Here is a 20,636-nt window from a genome sequence, read left to right on the forward strand (position 1 = left end):
GATATCTCTATTATGAAATATCATCCTTCTTAATCTGTTATATAAGTTACTCTACTGCTATTTCCACTGGCTCTGTTAAAACATTCATTTTATCCGTATTTAAACTATCACAGATTATAGCTTTAACCACGTAATCTCCTTTTTGAGGTATTGTAAATCCACCTGCAAACTTTTCTTTTTCTCCTGCTTTTAATGTCTTTCTTACATAACTGTAATTTACCATTTCATTTGTATTCTTATCATATAAAACTACAGCTAGTGTAACTTCTTCATTTTCTTTTGATATATTTTCTATATGAAATTTTACTTCTGCGTTGGAATTTTTCTTTAGTTTTTCTTTTCCAATTCTTTTAGCAATGAATTTTTCTGATTTTTGTGGTTGATTAGGTTCTTCTATTTTATCATCTTCCCATTTAAATATACTTCCTTTATTTCCGTCCAACCAGTACATTAACTGTGCTAAACCATATAGAGCTTGTTCATTCGCCATACCATTAGGCTTTAATTTATTATCATCTTGTGGATCTTCAGCATGTGCAAATCCAGTGCTCTCTAATTTAAATCTCAATAATGCATCTACTACACTTCCATCTTTTTTAGTGAACTTCCCTCCCATTGGATCAAAATTATTTGCACATAATCCCATTATAACTTGCACACAAGACTCTGAATTAACTGTTCCCCAAGATGCATATCCTCCATCTTGTCTTTGGATTAATGATAGATTTTCTACTGCTCTATCTACTGCTAATTTTACATCTTTTCTAGTTTCATAATATGGTGCCAATGCTATCATAGCCATTCCAGTCATATCTGGATCTATAGTTTTATTTCCACCATATTGCCATCCACCTCTTTTACCCTTTAAAATTGGATGTTCATTATTGTGACATTCATTATCTAGTATTTCTTTAATAAATTTATCTCTATTCCATTTAGAACCTTTTGGTATTTTATAATTCTTTGAATCTACTGCAATAAGCCCCCATATAACTGCATTGAGACCTTGTCTATCAATATAATCTTGCCCTTTATCAGTTTTTCTAGGATTATATATCCTCTCTATTATGTTTATACCATCAATATTAGTAGGATTTCCTCCTGCTCCTAAAATTCCCATAGTGATTCTTTGAAAATCTGTTACTTTAAATGTTCTACTACCCTTATCTTGTTCAGCTACTAATTCCTTAACTACCTTTTTAGTATCTTCTAGATAATTAGGTGAAATTCTATTTTTATAATCTTTTAATCTTCCTAATCCAGCTGTTACCCAATCATTACTATAGCTTTCCTTTGTTGAATATTCTACTGTTTCAGGTAATATTTCTAATATCTTCTTACGTAATTCATCTTTATTCTTTGGTAGTTCTGTGTCTTTCTTATAGGTTATTTTAAATATTTCTGTAGCTTTATTTCCAACTTTATTTACAGCTTCTATGGTAATTGTATTTAATCCTTCTTGCAGTAAAACTTTATATTTCCCATTTTCATCTTGGATTTCTTTTTCATTTAGTTTTACAACAGGATTTAATCTTCCATCTTTTTCATCACTTGCTTTTACTGTAAATATAGTTTCTTGTGCATTAGCAATACCACTTTCTATACCTTCTACTTTTATTTCTGGTAAAGTTCTATCCTTTGTGTCACAAATAACCTCAATAGTTTTTTCCACAATATTATTGCCTTTATCTTTTGCTTGAATGAATATAATATTTTTTCCCTCTTTTAGTGATACCTTATAATTATCATTTTTACCATTTATCACTTTGTCATTACACTTTATAATAGGAGTTAATTTACCATCTTGAGGATCTTCTGCTGTTACAGTAAATGTAATTTCTGATTTATTAATTGTTTCTCCATTCATAATCCCTTTTAAGGATATTTTAGGTTTTTGTGTATCTTTTTTATCTGATACATTAATTATAATAGGATTTGGTCTTATAATATCAATAAGCCCTTTGCTATCTAAACGATTAGCAGAAATAGTGTATCTACCAGGTTCTTTAAAGGAAATAACTGCATTACCCTTTAAATCTGTAATCACATCTTTTCTATCTTTAATATATGATTTTCCATTTACAAGAATTGTAGCTCCATCTACTTTCTCTTCTACTTTTTCATATCCACCTGTATATCCAATTAAATTTATCTGCACTTCATCATTTACTGAAACATTTGTTTCATCTGCAAAAATTTTAGTATAGATATTGTCAAATCCATAAGGTGAATACATCCAAACGATTTCATCTCCATCATTTAATGGTGCATCATTACATCCTATTGGTAGAAGATCATCATTTACTCTATATAGCCATCCAGACATACCATCATGATCAAACTCTCTGTCTCCATCAATCATGGCAATATATAAACTCCATCCATAATCCTGGAAGTCAAATAATTTAGATTCATCTGTATCTCCAAGCTTTTTTTGTCTGAAGCCAGCATCAACTAAAGCTTTTACAATAGCATGAGCATTAGTTGGTTTCTCAAATTTACTTACATCCCAGCCATTAGATTGTGTTGCACTACTTCCTGATGCCTTTCCTAAGTGCTCACTTAAATCAAACAATCCTACCTCTAATTTTGTTCTTGGTAAAATTGTGTGATCATATCCTTCTATACGCATATATACTTCATACTTGTCTGTAATTGTAATTTTCACATTTTCTTTTATGCTATTATCATCTTTTAATGCAACAGTTAAAATAACTGTTCCATTTCCTATAGCTGTTACTTCTCCTGTTTTTGAATCTACTGTTGCTATCTTTTCATCACTACTACTAAATACAAATTCTTTTCCTGGTATTACATTATTTTGTTCATCCACTGCTTTAGTTTTTAAAGTAATTTTATCTTTTGGATGTAACCTTTCTTTGCTTCTCTCAATAACTATTTTATTTACGATTACATCATATTTGTAAATTAATGTATACTTTTCCTTTTCTATGTTTCCAGCTTTATCCCTTGCTATAATTTCAATGTTATTGTTTCCATCCTCTAAAATTACATTGTATTTTCCATCCTTTTCGCTTATTACATTATCATTGAATTTTACTTCTGGAATAATATTTTCATCTACATTATCTGTTACATTTACAGTAAATTCTACTTCCTTTGTAGATAATACTGTATTGTCTTTTATTCCTTCTACTATGATTTCAGGCTTTTGTGTGTCATTTATTGAAAATCCTAAAACTTTAAGAATATCGCTTTGCACCTTATTATCTCTATTTCCACCAAAAACATATACTTCATTGTCAACTAAAACCGCACAACTAGATTCTATAGGTTTCGGCAAATACCCCACAGGTTGAAGTGTTTTATTCTTAATATCTAATTCTAAAATGCGATAGTTTAATTCACCATTCTTACTTACCTCTGGTGCTGTATATCCTCCAAAGATATATACTTTATTATTAATAGTTGTTGTTGATCCATTTTCTATTACATATTCTAATTCTGTACTTTTAATGTGTTTACTTGCTGGGTCAAACTCATATATTTTTTTACTACTTCCCCCTATGATATACATTTTTTTATTTTCCTGTACAATCATAGAGCCATCTGTAGGTCCAGAATAGCTATTCCCATATGGTAATTTAATACTGCTCACTATTTGAACTTTTTCTGTAATTGGATCAAATTCAACAATAGCACCTGTAGTATCCATTCTTTCATAGATGTATACTTTTTTATTAATTACAGCAGTTCCTATTGACTTTAATTGGTACCCTTGCGGAAGATCTGCTATTTCAGTAATTTTACTGTCATCTATATTGTATTTATAAACTTTCCCATTTCCAAATAAATAAATATTATCATCTATAACTGCATTATTGCCAACAAATGCATCTGGAAGGTTTCCCCCACTTTTTATTCCATTAGTTTCTGGATCAAAACATAGAATAGTATTTACTGGGCTCCATTCACTACCTTCTCCACCAAATAAATATACTTTACCATTCTTGTAAATTCCCGTGGTCTTTCTAAGTGCAGTGTTCATATCTCCTATTTTTGAAGATTTGTATTCACTTGCATCTAAGATATTTATATCTCCTAACTCTACTATATTCCCATGAAAATCTACAATTAAAGTGTATTGTCCTGCGGGTGCATCTATTTTACCTATTATTTTACCCTTTTCATCTGTTTTACCAATCTCAACTTTATTTCTCTTCCTTGAATCTTCTTTAAATACCCAATATACTTTTACACCTGATTGAGGCTTTCCTGTGGCAGTTATAGTGGTTTCAAAATCTTCATTACTCTTTACTTCCTTTGGAAAACCTCCTTCAATTTTAGGTAATATTACTTCAGTAAACTTAGCTATTGATCTAATGTATCCATCTTTTTCGGCAAAAATACGATACTTCCCTTCAATATCTGGAGCAAAATTCACCTTACCATTTTCATCTACAGTACTATTCTCCTTTTTAGCCCATGCTCCATTCCAGGGTTTAAAATACTCCAAAAACACCTTGGAATCCTTGATCCTTTTACCATATTCATCTTTTACAACAACTTCAAAGGTTTTCCCAGATTCACATTCTTTAGGTACTTCAACTTGCAATTGATTTATAGCCCCATTATAAGATAATATAATACTATCTCCTGGCTTAATTACTATATCTCTCGGTTTTTCCACAATTTTTCCGTTTATGATTACTGAAAAGTATGGTTTTCCTTTTAAATATTTATTTTCATGAAGTTGAAGTAACCTTCCTTCTTTATCAAATTTAGGTTTATATATTTTTCCCTTTTTATTTTTTAATATGTCTCCTAAATGTTGTCCTTCTTCTGATATTTCTAACTCATCTAAAAAGTCCGTTCCTTTTTCTGTTTCTATCCTTAAAGTTGATTTAATTTCAATGCTTGCTTTTCCTTTAACTTCTATTTCTAATGCCTTTGCTCTAGCCTTATTTTTAGCTTCTGCTGTTATGAAATACTTTCCTGATTCTAATTTTATTTTTGCTTTTCCTTGCTCATCTGTTTTTATACTTGTTCCTATTGGTTTTACTTTTCCTTTATTTATTCCTTTATAATTGTATTCATTGGCTCTATAGTATTTTATTTCTCCATTTTTTATTCCTTTTCCATCTTTCTCTTTATATACTACTTCAAAGTCTTCTCCTGCATTTACTGTAGATGCTCCTTCTAAAATACTATTACTTCCCATTGCTCCATTTCCATTGAATAGTATATTATCTCCATTAGATACATTAGGTAAGTATGGCTCTACAGACCACCATCCATTTGCTTTTATATCTTCTATACTTTCAATCATTCCTGCCATTTCTTCTACTTTTAATCCTGCTGCTTCTAAAACTTCCTTATTTCCTGCTCCCTTTTCTACTTCCACTTCTGTTTCTGGCAGTATTGTGTATTCTGGTCCTTCTACTCTTACTCTTACTTTGATTTTAGACTTTGATGTATCTTTTGCATCTATTTTATCAGTAGTCTTTTCATCTTTATTAATGTTTTTTTCATCTTTATTTGTAACTATTTCATCTTTTTCAAGACTTTTATTTGTTATATTTTCATTTGTATCTAGTTGAGTTTCTTCTGTGGAGGCTGATGCTAATACATGTTTCATACCTAATATTCCCGCATCAACAGTAGTAAATATCATAAAGAGTGCCATGAACATACAGAATAAACTCTTAAACTGCTTATTCTTAAACATATTTTGTCCTCCTGTTATATTTAAAATGGGAAAACTCTTTTTTTAGTTTCCCCATTTGTCTTATACATCTAAATTTCAAATATCTATTATTTTATTACTGATGATGGATATGTACTCCAATCATAGATTGAACCTTGTCCCTTTGTATCTAAATAAAGTTTATATTGATCTAGTGCATATAATGCTTGTTCTGTTGCCATTCCATTAACTCCACCAAATCGTTCATCATTTATGTGAGCAAATCCCCCACCTTCAACTTCAAAGCTTAAAAGTGCATCTACAACACTTCTACCATTTTTCACAAATTTCTTATCTTTTCCTGCATCTATTCCATTTGTGCAAAGCCCCATTATAACTTGAGCACAACTTTCTGAATTTACTGTTCCCCAAGATTCAAATCCACCTGTAGCATTTTGTATATCAGATAAAAATTCTACAGCTTCATTTACAGCACTATTCACTTTAGCATTATCTAATTCAAGCACTTTTTTCCCTTTTTTATAAGGAGCTAATGATGTCATTGCCATTCCTGTCATATCTGGATCACCATTAGAACCAAAGAATGCCCATCCTCCATCATCACATTGCTTATCTAATATTGCATTTACTAATTTTTCTCTATTCCATGTTGCATCTTCAGGAATTTCATATCCTTTTGCATCTAATGCAATAAGACCAAATACTAATGCATTAATTCCTTGTGATTCAAGATCTGCATTGTATATCTTTTCTATAAGATTTATTCCTGATCCATTAACATTTGTAGGATCTCCACCTGCTGCTAATACTCCAAGTGTTATTCTTTCATATTCTGTAGGTCTACTTTCAAATAGACTTTGATTTTTTGGATCTTTTAAATATTCTTCAACTTTTTGTAGATAATCTGCAGGAATCATGTGCCTATTTCCTGCTCTGTCAAGACCTATGGCAGCCCAATCCATGGAATAATGATTTTCCAAAACTGCCTTGCAAGTTCTTTGTATTACATCCTCTAATGATACAGATTTCTTTAATACTGTTTGTACTTGTGTACTTTCAGCAGCATGTACATATACTTGTCTCATTCCAAGTATTCCACTGTCTATAGTACCTGCTAGCATTAATGTCATAATTGAAGTAGAAATTATCTTTTTAAATTTAGACTTTTTTAACATATTAATTCTCCCCCTTAAAATATAGAATGTTTAATAACATAGTATACTGATCTCACCCTCCTTTTTTGAAATTTTAATATGGATATCATTAACCATTACATGGATTTATTAATAACATGTCCATATTCTTGATAAATTGTTATTATATATGCTATTATATCACAAAATATTAAAAATTGTTTAAAAAAACAAATATTTTTTGAAGTTTTTCCCTATGCATTAGATATTAATATGCTTAAAAAATGATACTCTACGTTATAGAATATCATCTTTTTAAGTGCATTATTTAAATATATTTTCTATTGCATTTTGCACCTTTTTACTTAATACACCTTCTCCCCCAAGAAGTATTACTCCATCTGTTTTTTCTTTATCTATAAATTTAATTTGCTTATTTAAGCTTCCATCGTTTACAAGAAGAAGAGAAGCATTTAATTTTCCTGCTAATGCACTTCCAGATAGAGCATCTGGGTAATTTGTTCCTGATGCCATTATAACTGTTTCTCTATTGGCAAAATGTTCATTTACCTTTAATGAAGTTTCGTATCTATCTTTTCCATTTAATCTAGTTATTTTAGTAGATGATTGAATTTTTTTAATTTCATTTTCTACATTTTTATTTAGTACTCCTTCTCCTCCAATTATATATACCTCTGAAGGTTTTGAAGTTTTTATAACATTCTTTGCATATTCAGGTAATGCTTTATTTGCGCTTAATAATACTGGGTATCCTTTAATACTTGCTGGTGCACTTACACTTAATGCATCTGCAAAGTTTAGTCCATTTACTATAACTACTGGAGTATTTTCCTTTACTCCAAATTCATTTACAATGGCATTGCAAGTTCCATACCTATCTTTTCCACTTAATCTTTTTGTGCTATATCCACTATTTTTTATAGTGTTTTCTAAAGTGCTATTTATAACTGCTGTTCCACCTAATATATAAACATTTCCGCCTTTATCTACATTATCTTTTATATATTCAATAGCTTGTTTACTATTATTTGCATTATTTCCTATTAGTATTATAGGTGCATCTAATTTTTTAGATAAAATACTTCCACTTAATGAATCTGCAAAGCCAAAAGCTGAAGATACTATTACATTCTTTAATTTTTCTTCTCCATTTTCTTCTCTGTATTTTTTCCCTACATTTACTGATGTATCAAATCTATCTTTTCCTTTAATTCTTTGTATCTTATCTTCTCTAATGACTACCAAGTAGTCACTTTTTAATTTTTCTTCTGTACCAATTTTATTAGCTTTTACTAAACTAACATTTGTATAGCTTAGCATAACTGTCATAGCTAAAACTATAATTGATTTAATCCTTTTTCTCACAAGATCACCCTTCTTCTGTAATTTAACTTTATTTTAAACTGTTCATATATTAGAAAGATTTTTTTATAGAATTTTCTACTTTTTTACTTAATACACCTTCTCCTCCTAATAGAATTACCTCTTTTGTTTTTTCCTTATTAATAAATTTAATTTGATTATTTAAACTTCCAGCATTTATTAAAAGTAAAGAGGCGTTTAACTTTCCTGCTAGTGCACTTCCTGATAGGGCATCTGGATAATTTATTCCTGAAGCCATTATTACTGTTTCATTGTTATCAAAATATTTATTTACCTTTAATGAAGTTTCATATCTATCTTTTCCACTTAATCTAGTTATTTTCGATGATGAATGTATTTTTTTAACTTCATCTTCTATGTTCTTACTTAATGCACCTTCTCCTCCAATTATAAAAACTTCTGAAGGTTTTGCAGTTTTTATAATACTTTTAGCATATTCAGGTAATGCTCCATTTCCACTTAGTAATACAGGATATCCTTTTATACTTGCCGGTGCACTTACACTTAATGCATCTGCAAAATTTAATCCATTTACTATTACTACTGGGGTACCTTCTTTTACTCCAAATTCTTTTACAATTGAGTTACATGTTCCATATCTATCTTCTCCACTCAATCTTTTTATATTATATCCATTGTTTTTTATGGTGTTTTCTATAGTGCTATTTACAGAAGCTATTCCACCTAATATATAGACATTTCCCTTTTTATCAACATTATTTTTTATATATTCAATAGCTTCTTTACTACTACTTTCATTATTTCCTGTTAACATTATTGGAGCATCTAATTTTTTAGATAAGATACTTCCACTTAATGAATCTGCAAATCCAAAAGCTGAAGATACTATTACATTTTTTAATTTTTCTTCTCCATTTTCTAATCTAAATTTGTTACCAATTTTTACTGAAGTTTCAAACCTATCTTTTCCTTTAATTCTTTGTACTTTATTATTTTCTACATCCTTTAAATCTTCTGATTTATTATTTGATTCTCCATTTAAATCTTTAAATGTAGTTGGAACCTTCTTATTATCAAACCAATATATTGAACCTTTTTCTTTTGCAAAATCTCTATATGCAAGTATAGCTTGGTATGCTTGCTCCGTTGACATTCCATTTACACCTTCACTACCATCCATCAAATGATAAAATTCACCATTTGATTGTTGAAATCTTAATAGATTTTCCACCAAATTTCTGTTTTTAGTAAATTTAGCACTTGTAGGATCTATTCCATTGGCACAAAGTCCTATTATAGTTTGAGCACAACTTTCACTATTATTTTCCGTAAACCAAGAATTAAATCCTCCATCTTGTCTTTGAACCTTTGATAACCAATCTATAGCACCTTTAATAGCATCTGTAACTTTTTTACCATTTTTACTTACATAATCATGATGTGGTGCTAAAGCTATAAGTGTCATAGAAGTTATATCTACATCACTTTTATTTCCACTCATATTTAGGTCCCATCCACCATCAGTATTTCTGTTTTCTAAAACATAATCTAACATATATTCTCTTGTAAACTTAGCTCCAGCTGGTATTTCATAATTTTTGGTGTCTAAAGCTATGAGAGCATATATAACTCCATTTAATCCCTGAAAATCAATTTTTCTATTCGGATTTTTAGGATCATGGAAATTATATATTTTATCTAAAATATTGTATCCTCCTACATTTCTTGGATCTCCCCCTGCTGCCACAACCCCTAAAGTTATTCTTTCATAGTCAGTTACTTTATAAAAATATCCTTTAGAATCTTTTAATAATTTTTTAGTATCTTCTAAATACTTATAATTATAATTTTTAGGTAATTGAAGTCCTGATTTATTAAAGGCTACTGTCTTCCAATCACTACTCCATGTACCATTTTTAACTATAAATTTATGAACATTGTTTATAGACGTATTTACTTTTTTCAATAGTTCTTCATTATTACTACTTGCCTTTACTGGAATTATGCTTATATATGTGAACATAAACATAAATGTTATAATAAAAGACAAAATAGACTTAATTCTCTTTTTCACAATATCACCCTTCCTTTTTATTACTTAACAGTTATAGTAATTGGTTGTGGTCTTACTATGTCTCTTAAGTTTTTATTATTAATTCGTTCTGCTGATAATGTATAAGTACCTGATTTATCAAATTTTATAACAGCTTTTCCTTTATCATCTGTGAGAATATTGCTACCACCTATATTTAAAGGAGCTCCATTAGCATATATAGTTGCTCCCTTTACTGGTTCTCTAAATTCTTTCCAAGTATTTATATCATTTTTTATACCATTTAAAGTTACGGTTATAGATTGCCCTACACCTATACTGTCCACATTTACTTTTAATTCTGTAGCTAAAGTATCAAAGCCATAGGCTCCAAAATACCATAATATTTCATCTCCATTATTTATAGGTCTTCCTTGACAACCAACATTAGGAAGTACATTGTTTACCCTATACATCCATCCTGAGGTACTTCTATAATCAAATTCTCTATCTCCACCTACCATAGCTATGTATAAGCTCCAGCCATAGTCTTGAAGATCATAACCTGATCCTTTTTTGAATCCATTCTGTTCTAAAGCTTTCACCACCGCATGAGCATTTGTAGGTTCTTTAAATTTATCTATCCCCCATCCTTTAGAAGGGGTAGCTGAAGAACCTGTAGCTGGACCTGAATAAGGGTTTAAATCAAATATTCCTGTAGTTATCTTTGTTCTTGAAACTAAAGTCTTATCATAGCCTTCTATTCTTATATGAACTGTTCTTTTTTCTCCGATTTCCTCATTTTCACTTCTAGAAGGATTTGATGAAGGTTTCTTTTCTTCCTTTAATGTTTCTTTCTTTTCTTCTTCTTTCTTTTTAGCCTTTTCTTTTCCCTTGTCCTTTTTTTTCTTTTCTTCTTCTTTCTCTTTAGCTTCTTCCGTTTTCTCTTTACCTTCATCTTTGTTACTATTTTCTTCCTTCTTTTTTTCTTGTTGTTCTTTATCCTGTTTTTTCTTTTCCTCTTGTACTACCCTTGTAGAAGATGTTGTTTCACTATTTGTCTTATAACTTTTTATAAATATCCCACAAAGAAACATAGATAATATAGTTATACAAGCTATTATTATCTTTTTTTTATTATTCATTTCATAAAAACCCCTTTACTATAGTAAGTATCTTATTATTTAACAGTTATAGTAAATGGTCGTGGTCTTACTATATCTCTTAAGTTCTTATTGTTAATTCTTTCTGCTGATAATGTATAAGTACCTGGTTTATCAAATTTTATAGTTGCCTTTCCTTCACCATCTGTGAGAATATTGCTACCATCTATATTTAAAGGATTTCCATTAGCATATATAGTTGCTCCCTTTACTGGTTCTCTAAATTCTTTCCAAGTATTTATATCATTTTTTATACCATTTAAGGTTACTGTTACATCTTGCCCTGTACTTACATTGGTAGTATTCCCCTCTAATTCCGTAGCTAAAGTATCAAAACCATAGGCTCCAAAATACCATAGTATTTCATCTCCATTTTTAAGAGCTGTTCCTTGACATCCTACATTCGGAAGTACATTGTTTACTCTGTACATCCATCCTGAAGTACTTCTATAATCAAACTCTCTATTTCCACCTATCATAGCTATATAAAGACCCCAGCCATAATCTTGAAAGTCGTAACCTACTTCTTTCTTATATCCGTTACTTTCTAAAGCTTTAACTATAGCATGGGCATTGGTTGGTTCTTTAAATTTATCCATTCCCCAGCCTTTAGAAGCTGTTGCTGAAGAACCTGTTGCTGGACCTAAATAAGGGTTTAAATCAAAAGCTCCTGTAGTTATCTTTGTTCGCGGTACAAAAGTTCTATCATAGCCTTCCACCCTTATATAAACTGTCTTTTTACTTCCATCAATGGAAGAATTTGATGAAGGCTTCTTTGCTTCAACTAAAGGGTTTTGTTTTATCTCTTTTTTTTCTTCTTTTTTATTATCTTCCTTTTTCTTTTCTTCTTCTTCCTTCTTTTTCTCCTGGTCTTTCTTTTTGACTTCTTCTTTCTTAGGCTCTTCCTTTTTATTCTCTTTTTTATTATTCTTTTTATTTTCATCTTGAACTACCCTTGTGAAAGTTGTGGATTGATCCTTCATGTTATAATTCTTAATAAATAATCCTCCCACAGCTATAGTTAACATAGCTATACAAGCTATTATTATCTTCTTTTTTTTGTTCATTTTATATAGATTCCTCCATGAACCTTTAAAATTTTTCTTTGATATATAAGGTAAATAAATTACCTTATATATCAAATTAATTAAGTTATTTTACTTGTCCAATAACTCTATTAGTCTTTGCATCAAATTTTGATTTTAACAATATCCATTTGCCATTTTCACTATCATATAATTTTATTTTTGTTCCATTTTTCCTTATGTCTTTAAAGTATTTGCCATCAACCTTAACTAAAATTTCTGTTCCCTTCATACTAATTTTCTTTTCACTACTTCCTACTTCATATAAAGACACACTATATGAAGGTAATAGTACTTTATCATTTAAACTATTTACTATTTTATTCTCTACATCTTTAGATACATTGCTTTTTCTTATTTCTAGCTCTTTTCCACTTCTTTCTTGAGATATTATCTTGTTTGGAACTTTAACTTCTATATTATCAAATACAATTTTCACTCCAAATCCTTTATCATTTAAAGCTTTAATTGAATTATCTTCTAATCTAAATGCAATATTTTCACCTGTTATTTTGCTTGTATCTATAGGAATTATATTTACATCTTCTCCTAACTCTATATCTTTATATCTTTCATTTATTTCTCTAATTATTCCTTCTGCTTCTTTTATAGCTGAATAAAGTACATATTCTCCCGCAGATACTATAGTTTTTTCTTCTTCTTTTTTTACATTAAGCTCATTATCTTTTATTGAAACTTTTTTAAGTCTTTCCTCTAATTCCTTTAAAGCTTCTTGTTTTTGTTCTTCCTTTACAGCAGCACTACTACCGCCACCGCCTGAAGATTTTCCTTCTCCTACCTTTATTTCTAATGGTTGAGGTCTTACTATATCTATTTTCTTACCTTGATCTTTTTTATATCTAATTGCTGAAATTTTATAAATTCCATCCTTATCAAATTTTAATTTAGCTTTACCATTACTATCCGTTTTTACAACTTTTCCATCTAATTTATATTCTTGTCCATTTACCAATATAGTAGCTTCATTTACTGGTTCTTTTATCTGTCCATAATCATCAACTTGACCTTCTCCATTAGCACCTACTGTGCTGAAACCATCTAACTGTACTTCTATTTCTTCTCCCGCTTTTACTTTAGTTTTATTTGATTCTAAAGTAGTAACTATAGTGTCAAATCCATATGCTCCAAAGAACCATACTACTTCGTCTCCATCTCTTACTGGTAGTCCATTACTTCCAACAGCAGGAAGTTTACCATTTACACTGTACATCCAACCTGAGGTAGGTCTATGATCAAATTCCCTGTCCCCGGCTATTTCTGCCATATATATGCTCCATCCATAATCTTGAAAATCATATTTTATGTGTTTATCATTTAATAGTTTTACTATGGCATGAGCATGAGTTGGTCTATCAAATTTATCTACATTCCATCCTTTTGAAGGTTCAGCTGAAGAACCTGTAGCTTTACCTAAATAGGAATTTAAATTAAATAATTTTACTTTTACTTCTGTTCTAGGAACTACAGTTCTGTCATATCCTTCTACTCTAATAAATACTTTAACTTCATTACCATCTGGTTTTGACGGTGTACCACCACCGCCACCGCTACTACCACCAGAACTCTTTACTACATTTACAATACATGTATCTTTTTTAGCACCATCCTCTGTTGTTACTTCTATTGTAGTTTTTCCTTCTTTTATGGCTTTAACTTCACCTTCTGTATCTACTGTAGCAATATTTTTATCAGAGGACTTCCATATTAATTTTTTATTTGTATTACTTTCTGACGTTATAGTAGCTATTAATTTTTCACTTTCTCCTACTTTTAACTCTATATTATTTTTGTTTAATTTTATATGTTTGGTAGAAAATTTAATATCTTGTAATTCTCCTCCTACATTTATCTTGCCATCATAGTCCATATTATCAGCTGTTTTAAACTTAAATTGGAAACTACCTTCTTTATCTGTTTTATCTGCATCTATATAATATTTTTTATCTCCACTCCATGTTTGTATCATAACATTTTGACCTGTATGATTAGATCTACCATTTATTATTACATCATTTCCACTTACATTAACTTTTACATCCACTTTTGCAAAAACTGTACAAGTCATGCTTATCACTATAAGTAATGTAGCCATAAAACTTTTCCAAAACTTTTTCATATCTTTCTCTCCTTATTTTAAGATATATTGTAGTATTAAATCCCCTTAATACTACAATATTTTTTATTGAGTTTTAACTACTCTACTTCTATTTTAATTGGATCTGCTAACACATTCATCTTTTTTGGATTTAAATCATCGCAAATTATAGCCTTAACTAAATAGTCTCCTTTTTCTGGTATTATAAAACCAGCTGCAAATACTTCCTTTTTTCCTGATTTTAATATCTTTTTAACATAACTGTAATTTATCATTTCATTAGTATTTTTATCATATAAAACTATTGCTAATGCAACCTCTTCGTCTTCTTTTGATATATTTTCTACGTCAAATTTAACTTGAGCACTTGAATTTTTCTTTAAATTTTCTTCTCCTATTCTTTCAGCTTTAAAATTCTCTGGTTTATGTGATTCTTCTGCTTTAACAATTACATCGGTCATATCATAAAGTCTATTTTTACTGTTTACAAATCTATCATATGCAATTAAAGCATATGTACCTTGATCAGTTGCCATTCCGTCTATTACTCCTGCTGCTGCACCACCGTTAGTATTACCTCCCGGTTTAACATGCATAAATCCACCTTTTGGATCTGCGAAAGTTAATAGCGCATCTATAGCTGAATTTCCTTTTTTTATAAATCTTGAATCTTTATGAGGATTTATTCCTAGTCCTGTTAAAGCTACTACAACCTGTGCAATACTTTCACTATTTATTGATCCCCAGCTTGAATATCCGCCATCATCTTTTTGTGCACTTGATAACCAAGAAATAGCTCTATCTACAGCTGCTTTCACTTCAGGATTTCCTTTATAATATGGAGTAAGTCCTTGTATAGCCATTGCAGTAATATCAGGATCTGGAGTTTCACCATATAATGCCCATCCACCAGCATTTTCTTTTCCTTTTTTAATTTCTTTATCTAGAATATACTGAACAAGCATATCCCTTGTAGTTTGTACTTTTACATTATTTACTATAGGTATTTCATAATTGTGTGTATCAAGAGCTATAAGTGCAAATATTGGACCATTAATACCTTGCCTAATAACTGTCTTAAAATCTGCAAGTTTTTCTAATTGATTATATCCACCTACATTTTTAATATCTCTTCCTATAGAAGCTAGTCCTAAAATTAACCTTGAATGCTCTGTATACTTTACTTTATGCAAATTTCCTTTTGCATTTTGTACTTCTTTTACTACATTTTTGTAATATTTATCATAGTAACCTTTAGGTACAGGATAGTTCCCTCTTGCTAAACAAAGAATAGACCATTCCCCTTTACCTGTTCCAAGTGAAGGATTCTCTACATTTTTAAGAATATATGCGAGATTTTTATCTATCTGTTCTTTTACTAATTTCTCATTACTTACTGTAAATAACAAACTTTCCGTAGGAATTACTACATTACTGTCGTTCTTTACCTCCAGTTCTACTTTATTTCCAACTTTAACTTTACTAAGATCATTGACTATTTTTATAGAGGTTGTTCCAATACTCTCACTTTGTGCTTTATGTACTATTTTATCATTGTAAATTTTTTCATTTCTTGATTTATCATCAGTTAATTCCTGCTTTTTATCAGTATCTACAGATTTATTTTTTTCTACATCTTTTTTCTCTTCTGAATCCTCTTTCACTTCTGTAGGTATACTTTCTTTTTTAATAGTTTCTGCGAATACTTGTTTCATACCTAATATTCCAGTATCTACAGTAGTAAAAACCATTAAAAAAGTCATAAGCATGCAGAGTAAACCCTTAACCTGCTTCTTTTTAAACATTTTCTAACCTCCTATTTAAATTTTATATAATTATATAAATTGTTTTTATGTATCTCTAAATATACCTACCTCCTCTTTTTCAAAACTTATAAATTTGATATAATTAAAAACGTATATATTTATATAAACAACATGGATATGGAGCAGACTTATTTCATCAATTGTCTAAATCTTGAAAAACTTATCGCACATTGTGCTCTATTGACAGTTTCACTGGTACTGAAATTGTTAAATACAAGTTTATCTTTATTTACATTTTTAAGTTTTGCTCCATTTTCCAATGCTGTTATAAGCTCACTTCCTATAATTTTTTTATCTTTATCTCCTTTTTTATTTAAAGATGATATCCCCTTAAATAATTCTTTTTCTATGCAAAGTTCTATATAATTTTCATCTTTATCTATTGCTAATACATCAGATTTCCTATTTTCTCTAACAAATCTTAATTCATCACCACTATATTTGTTATAAAATTCTCCTTGAAGATTTAATGCATTTACTAAGTATCTAGCTAATTCACCTTTTGTTATATTTTTATTTGGCTTAAATGTCCCATCACTATAAATATCCATTATATAATCATATGCCATTTGTACTGCCTCAACATAGCCATAGTCTTTTTCTTTAAAATCATTAAATAATACTTTTTCTGCCTTTGGTTTATTGGCTTTAAATAGTTTACTATAAGTTGTTTCCTCATTATAAGCATCTGCCATACCATATAGACATTCATAAGTAGTCATGCTATTGTCATATACTGGCAACATGTCTTTTTCATCTAATACATGAGTAAAGGCTCCATTTTCTAATTGGTGTTTTAAAATAAAGTCTATAGGACTACTCTTCTCCTTACCTTTTGCCCATTTATTAGTTAATGGATTTTCTCCATACATTAAAAGTGCCTGCATAGCCCATACTGTACTTTCAGGGTTTTCTACTCCCCAAGATTTAAAACCACCATTCTCAAGCTGCTGTTTTTCTATAAATTCTAATGCTCTTCTTACTGCTGGATATTCTTTATCAACTCCCAATATACTAAAAGCCATAAGTACGGCTGCTGTCATATCTACATCGGATACAACTTTTTGATAATCTTCCTTATTGTCATAATCCTTTACATCCCAAGTAAATCCCCCATCTATATGTTGATTTTTCTCTAACCATCTTATTGCCTTATCTCTATTTGGTATGGGTTCACCAGCACAATGAAGGGCTATAATCCCAAAACATTGAGCATTTATAAGGTCATCTCCTATTGGTTTTTTGGTTCTTCTATCTTCTACAGAATCTGCAAAATGCCCATTATTTAACATAGTTTTCTTAACATCTTTTACTAAGTTAACTCCTCCAAAATTCCTAGGATCTTTATTAGCGGAAGTTATTCCTATTATCGTTCTTTGATAGTCTGTGTTCTTTGTCTTGGAAAGACCATCTCCTGATTTTACTTGCTGTTCTCTCCAATAGGCTCCATTTTTACCATTCACAGTCCAAACTTCTCCACTTACGTCTTCTCCTAAGCCATATAGCCCCAATGCCGGCCAATCTAATATACCTGCAAATTGCTGTGGTTTATATTCATCATAGTAATACTGTATAGTTTTTTGAGATGCAGCATGAATTTTTTTCTTAAGTGATTTTCTTCTATAGATATCACTATTTCTATAGCCAAATCCTCCAAGAGTAATAGCCAATATAAGAAAGACTATGATACCCTTAAAACTTTTTTTCTTTTCCAATGCCTTGTTGCCTCCTTTAATAGTTAAATCTTAAAAATATATCAATTAAAAATATTAAAAATGCTAATGGTAATAATATAAAATCTAAATTAATATAGGATATATTTCTATTAACTATATTTTCGTTAAAAACATTTTCATTTCCAGATAAATACTTGCCATTATACTCTAATAAAATTTCATCTAAATTATAATTATTATTTTCTATAGCATGTTCAGGTGAGTAATCAAGGTAAACGCCTTCCTCTACTCTATTTAAAATCTGCTCTTCTTCTTTTAAATTTATAAAAAACTTGTACTTTCCTACATTGTTTAAAGAAAAATTACCTTTAAACTTATTTTTTTCTTCTATAAACATGGTTATTTTTTCTTCTTTATTATCAGGTCCTATAGCAATACATTCTAAATCTCCATTCTTAATATGTTTTTTTATATTACCAAGTATTTCAACATTGCCTCCAGTTCTATTAATCTCTACATCCATTAGTTCTCCTTTATTATTTTTTAGTAAATTATTAATTATGGATGACCAATATTTTTCAAAGCCTTGCCAAGATATCCAATCTGCTGACCACTTACCATTTAAGTCTGAAGTCCAGACCCCTACTTTTCCAATGCCACAGTTCCAAGTTGCAAGTATTGGATCTTCCTTAGGGCTTTCTAATATGAGATTGGCACCTTGTTTTATTCCTGTTCCCATATATCCTCTTAACTGTGGTAGTATATTACCTTCCTTGTTAAAATCATTTTGTATTTCTTTTGGAGTAAATACTTCATTATTTATATATTTTTTTTGAGATATACGGGTTTCTTTTGCAAATATAATAGGTACACTTTTAAAATCATTAGAAAAATATTTTCTTCCACCTGTGAAATCTGATAAATGAGTTAAAACTTCTCTATCACTATCTTCTCCTAGACCTACCGTGGATAAAGTCATATTATTTTTTTTCATATTTTCTAGATATTTATCAAATCCATTTTTTTCTGCTTGTCCATCCGTTAAAAGTATCATATGTTTTACCTTTGTTTTTGCACTTGATAAAGTTTTTACTCCTTCAATTAATCCAGGAATAATTAAAGTTCCTCCTTTAGGCTTTAGTTTTCCAACTTCTTTGATTAACTTTTCCTTATTTTCTGCTTTTTGAAAAGGAACTACCCAATCTATAGTATCTGAAAATCCTAATATTCCTATATAATCTTCTGACTCTAAGGCTTTTATTGTCTCTATTGCACCTTGTTTTGCAAGTTCTATTTTCTTTACTCCTCCACTTTCATCATCCATACTTCCTGAACAATCTATGAGTAAGACTATTCCTGCATCACCTTGTTTTCTTTTATTTTTCACATTACAAGAAACTGGTAGTAACTCTTCGAATTTAGTGTTTTCATATGATCCTAATGCAAATGAGTTTTCTCCACCTATAACCATTAATCCGCTACCAAATTCCTTAACTACCTTTTCTAAATTAGTGTCAAAATCTTTAGGGAGATTTTTATAATCTGTATTAACCAATATAATTTCATTAAAATCAGATAAAAAATTTACATCTCCAGATACTTCATTTGAAAAATATTTTTGGCTATCTATATTCACATTTTTTAAAAGCCTATATATATTTTCTAACTCTTCATTTTTATCACCTATTAAAAGTATCTTAGGATCTTTTGATAGATTTTTTTCTAAAGTATATACATTATTTAAAGTATTTTTATCTTTTGGAAAGTCAATTTCTGCTTTTAAAAGTATTTTATTTTCATCTTTTATAGGTAAGTTGAACTCAAACTCATTTTCTCCTTTTTTAATTGATACATTTTTTTGCAGTATTTTTTTATTATTTAAATGTATATATAAATTCCCAATATCCTTATAATTACTATATACCTTGACTTTTACAGCTATATTTCCACTTTTATATATATTTTTAGGAATTATAACTTTTTCAAGCTGTGCATCTTGTTCTAAATTATTTTTTACTTCTTTTATTATTAAGTTTATATTTTCTTTTTTTATTTTATTTTTGATTTTTTTTATATTCCCACTGTTTTCTTTTTTATCTGTTATAATTACCAATCTTCTATTATTATTTTTAGGAAAATAGTTTATTGAAAAATCCACTGCCTTTTCTATATCTGTAAAATTCTTATTTATATTAGCAGAAAACTTCACCTTTTCTTTTTCATTTGTAAGTGGTAATTCTATAGCTATATCTCCCCCAAAAGTCATAACTGCTACCTTATCTTTTTTACTCTTATTATCTATTTGATAATTTACATATTCCTCAATTTTTTTTTCATATTTATTTGCACTTAAAGATTTATCCACTAAAAATATAGTAGTTATATCCCTGTTCTTTAAATTAAATTCAAAGTTTATCGCACTTAGAAATAGCAGTAATATTATTAAAATCCTTGTAATTCCCCAGTATATAGTTTTTTTCTTACTCCACAGTTTTCTATTTTTAAAAGCTTCATATATAAAATAAAGAATTACAAAAATAAATATAATTAATATTTGTGTATTAAAATTCAT

General features: G+C 29.3%; 10 protein-coding genes. All 10 read right to left on the reverse strand.

All coding sequences use genetic code 11. The features are described 5' to 3' along the window. Nucleotides 1–46: 46 nt before the first annotated feature. Complete coding sequence (locus B5D21_RS11665; RefSeq protein ID WP_011099041.1) at nucleotides 47–5,689, reverse strand: DUF4430 domain-containing protein; 5,643 nt, start codon at nucleotides 5,687–5,689, stop codon at nucleotides 47–49. Between the two features lie 86 nt (nucleotides 5,690–5,775). Then, nucleotides 5,776–6,843, reverse strand: a complete 1,068-nt coding sequence (locus tag B5D21_RS11670) for a prenyltransferase/squalene oxidase repeat-containing protein (protein WP_011099040.1) — start codon at nucleotides 6,841–6,843, stop codon at nucleotides 5,776–5,778. A gap of 282 nt (nucleotides 6,844–7,125) precedes the next feature. Then, nucleotides 7,126–8,187, reverse strand: a complete 1,062-nt coding sequence (locus tag B5D21_RS11675) for a cell wall-binding repeat-containing protein (RefSeq protein WP_011099039.1) — start codon at nucleotides 8,185–8,187, stop codon at nucleotides 7,126–7,128. Between the two features lie 49 nt (nucleotides 8,188–8,236). After that, entirely contained in the window at nucleotides 8,237–10,240 is a 2,004-nt protein-coding gene (locus B5D21_RS11680; RefSeq protein ID WP_011099038.1) for a cell wall-binding repeat-containing protein, read from the reverse strand. Between the two features lie 20 nt (nucleotides 10,241–10,260). Next, complete coding sequence (locus B5D21_RS11685; protein ID WP_011099037.1) at nucleotides 10,261–11,343, reverse strand: DUF4430 domain-containing protein; 1,083 nt, start codon at nucleotides 11,341–11,343, stop codon at nucleotides 10,261–10,263. A 35-nt stretch (nucleotides 11,344–11,378) separates the two neighbouring features. Beyond that, on the reverse strand, nucleotides 11,379–12,428 hold the full coding sequence (locus B5D21_RS11690; RefSeq protein ID WP_035124312.1) for a DUF4430 domain-containing protein: 1,050 nt from the start codon (nucleotides 12,426–12,428) through the stop codon (nucleotides 11,379–11,381). Nucleotides 12,429–12,513: 85 nt separating this feature from the next. Continuing rightward, nucleotides 12,514–14,583, reverse strand: coding sequence for an Ig-like domain-containing protein (locus B5D21_RS11695; protein ID WP_035127494.1), 2,070 nt, complete (start codon nucleotides 14,581–14,583; stop codon nucleotides 12,514–12,516). Nucleotides 14,584–14,660: 77 nt separating this feature from the next. Continuing rightward, a complete protein-coding gene (locus B5D21_RS11700; RefSeq protein WP_011099034.1) occupies nucleotides 14,661–16,367 on the reverse strand; it encodes a prenyltransferase/squalene oxidase repeat-containing protein in 1,707 nt (568 codons plus the stop codon). 149 nt (nucleotides 16,368–16,516) lie between these two features. After that, nucleotides 16,517–18,103: a prenyltransferase/squalene oxidase repeat-containing protein gene (locus B5D21_RS11705; RefSeq protein ID WP_011099033.1), complete on the reverse strand. Its 1,587-nt coding sequence runs from the start codon at nucleotides 18,101–18,103 to the stop codon at nucleotides 16,517–16,519. 16 nt (nucleotides 18,104–18,119) lie between these two features. Continuing rightward, a complete protein-coding gene (locus B5D21_RS11710) occupies nucleotides 18,120–20,636 on the reverse strand; it encodes a VWA domain-containing protein (protein ID WP_128993743.1) in 2,517 nt (838 codons plus the stop codon).

This window comes from Clostridium tetani (assembly GCF_900167265.1).
GTDB classification, from domain to species: Bacteria; Bacillota; Clostridia; order Clostridiales; family Clostridiaceae; genus Clostridium_G; species Clostridium_G tetani.

Bases quoted from the DNA above. Each gene is read 5' to 3' on its own strand.
- B5D21_RS11685 (WP_011099037.1), bottom strand. From the start codon at position 11,343: ATGAATAATAAAAAAAAGATAATAATAGCTTGTATAACTATATTATCT.
- B5D21_RS11665 (WP_011099041.1), bottom strand. From the start codon at position 5,689: ATGTTTAAGAATAAGCAGTTTAAGAGTTTATTCTGTATGTTCATGGCA.
- B5D21_RS11695 (WP_035127494.1), bottom strand. From the start codon at position 14,583: ATGAAAAAGTTTTGGAAAAGTTTTATGGCTACATTACTTATAGTGATA.
- B5D21_RS11690 (WP_035124312.1), bottom strand. From the start codon at position 12,428: ATGAACAAAAAAAAGAAGATAATAATAGCTTGTATAGCTATGTTAACT.
- B5D21_RS11710 (WP_128993743.1), bottom strand. From the start codon at position 20,636: ATGAATTTTAATACACAAATATTAATTATATTTATTTTTGTAATTCTT.
- B5D21_RS11670 (WP_011099040.1), bottom strand. From the start codon at position 6,843: ATGTTAAAAAAGTCTAAATTTAAAAAGATAATTTCTACTTCAATTATG.
- B5D21_RS11700 (WP_011099034.1), bottom strand. From the start codon at position 16,367: ATGTTTAAAAAGAAGCAGGTTAAGGGTTTACTCTGCATGCTTATGACT.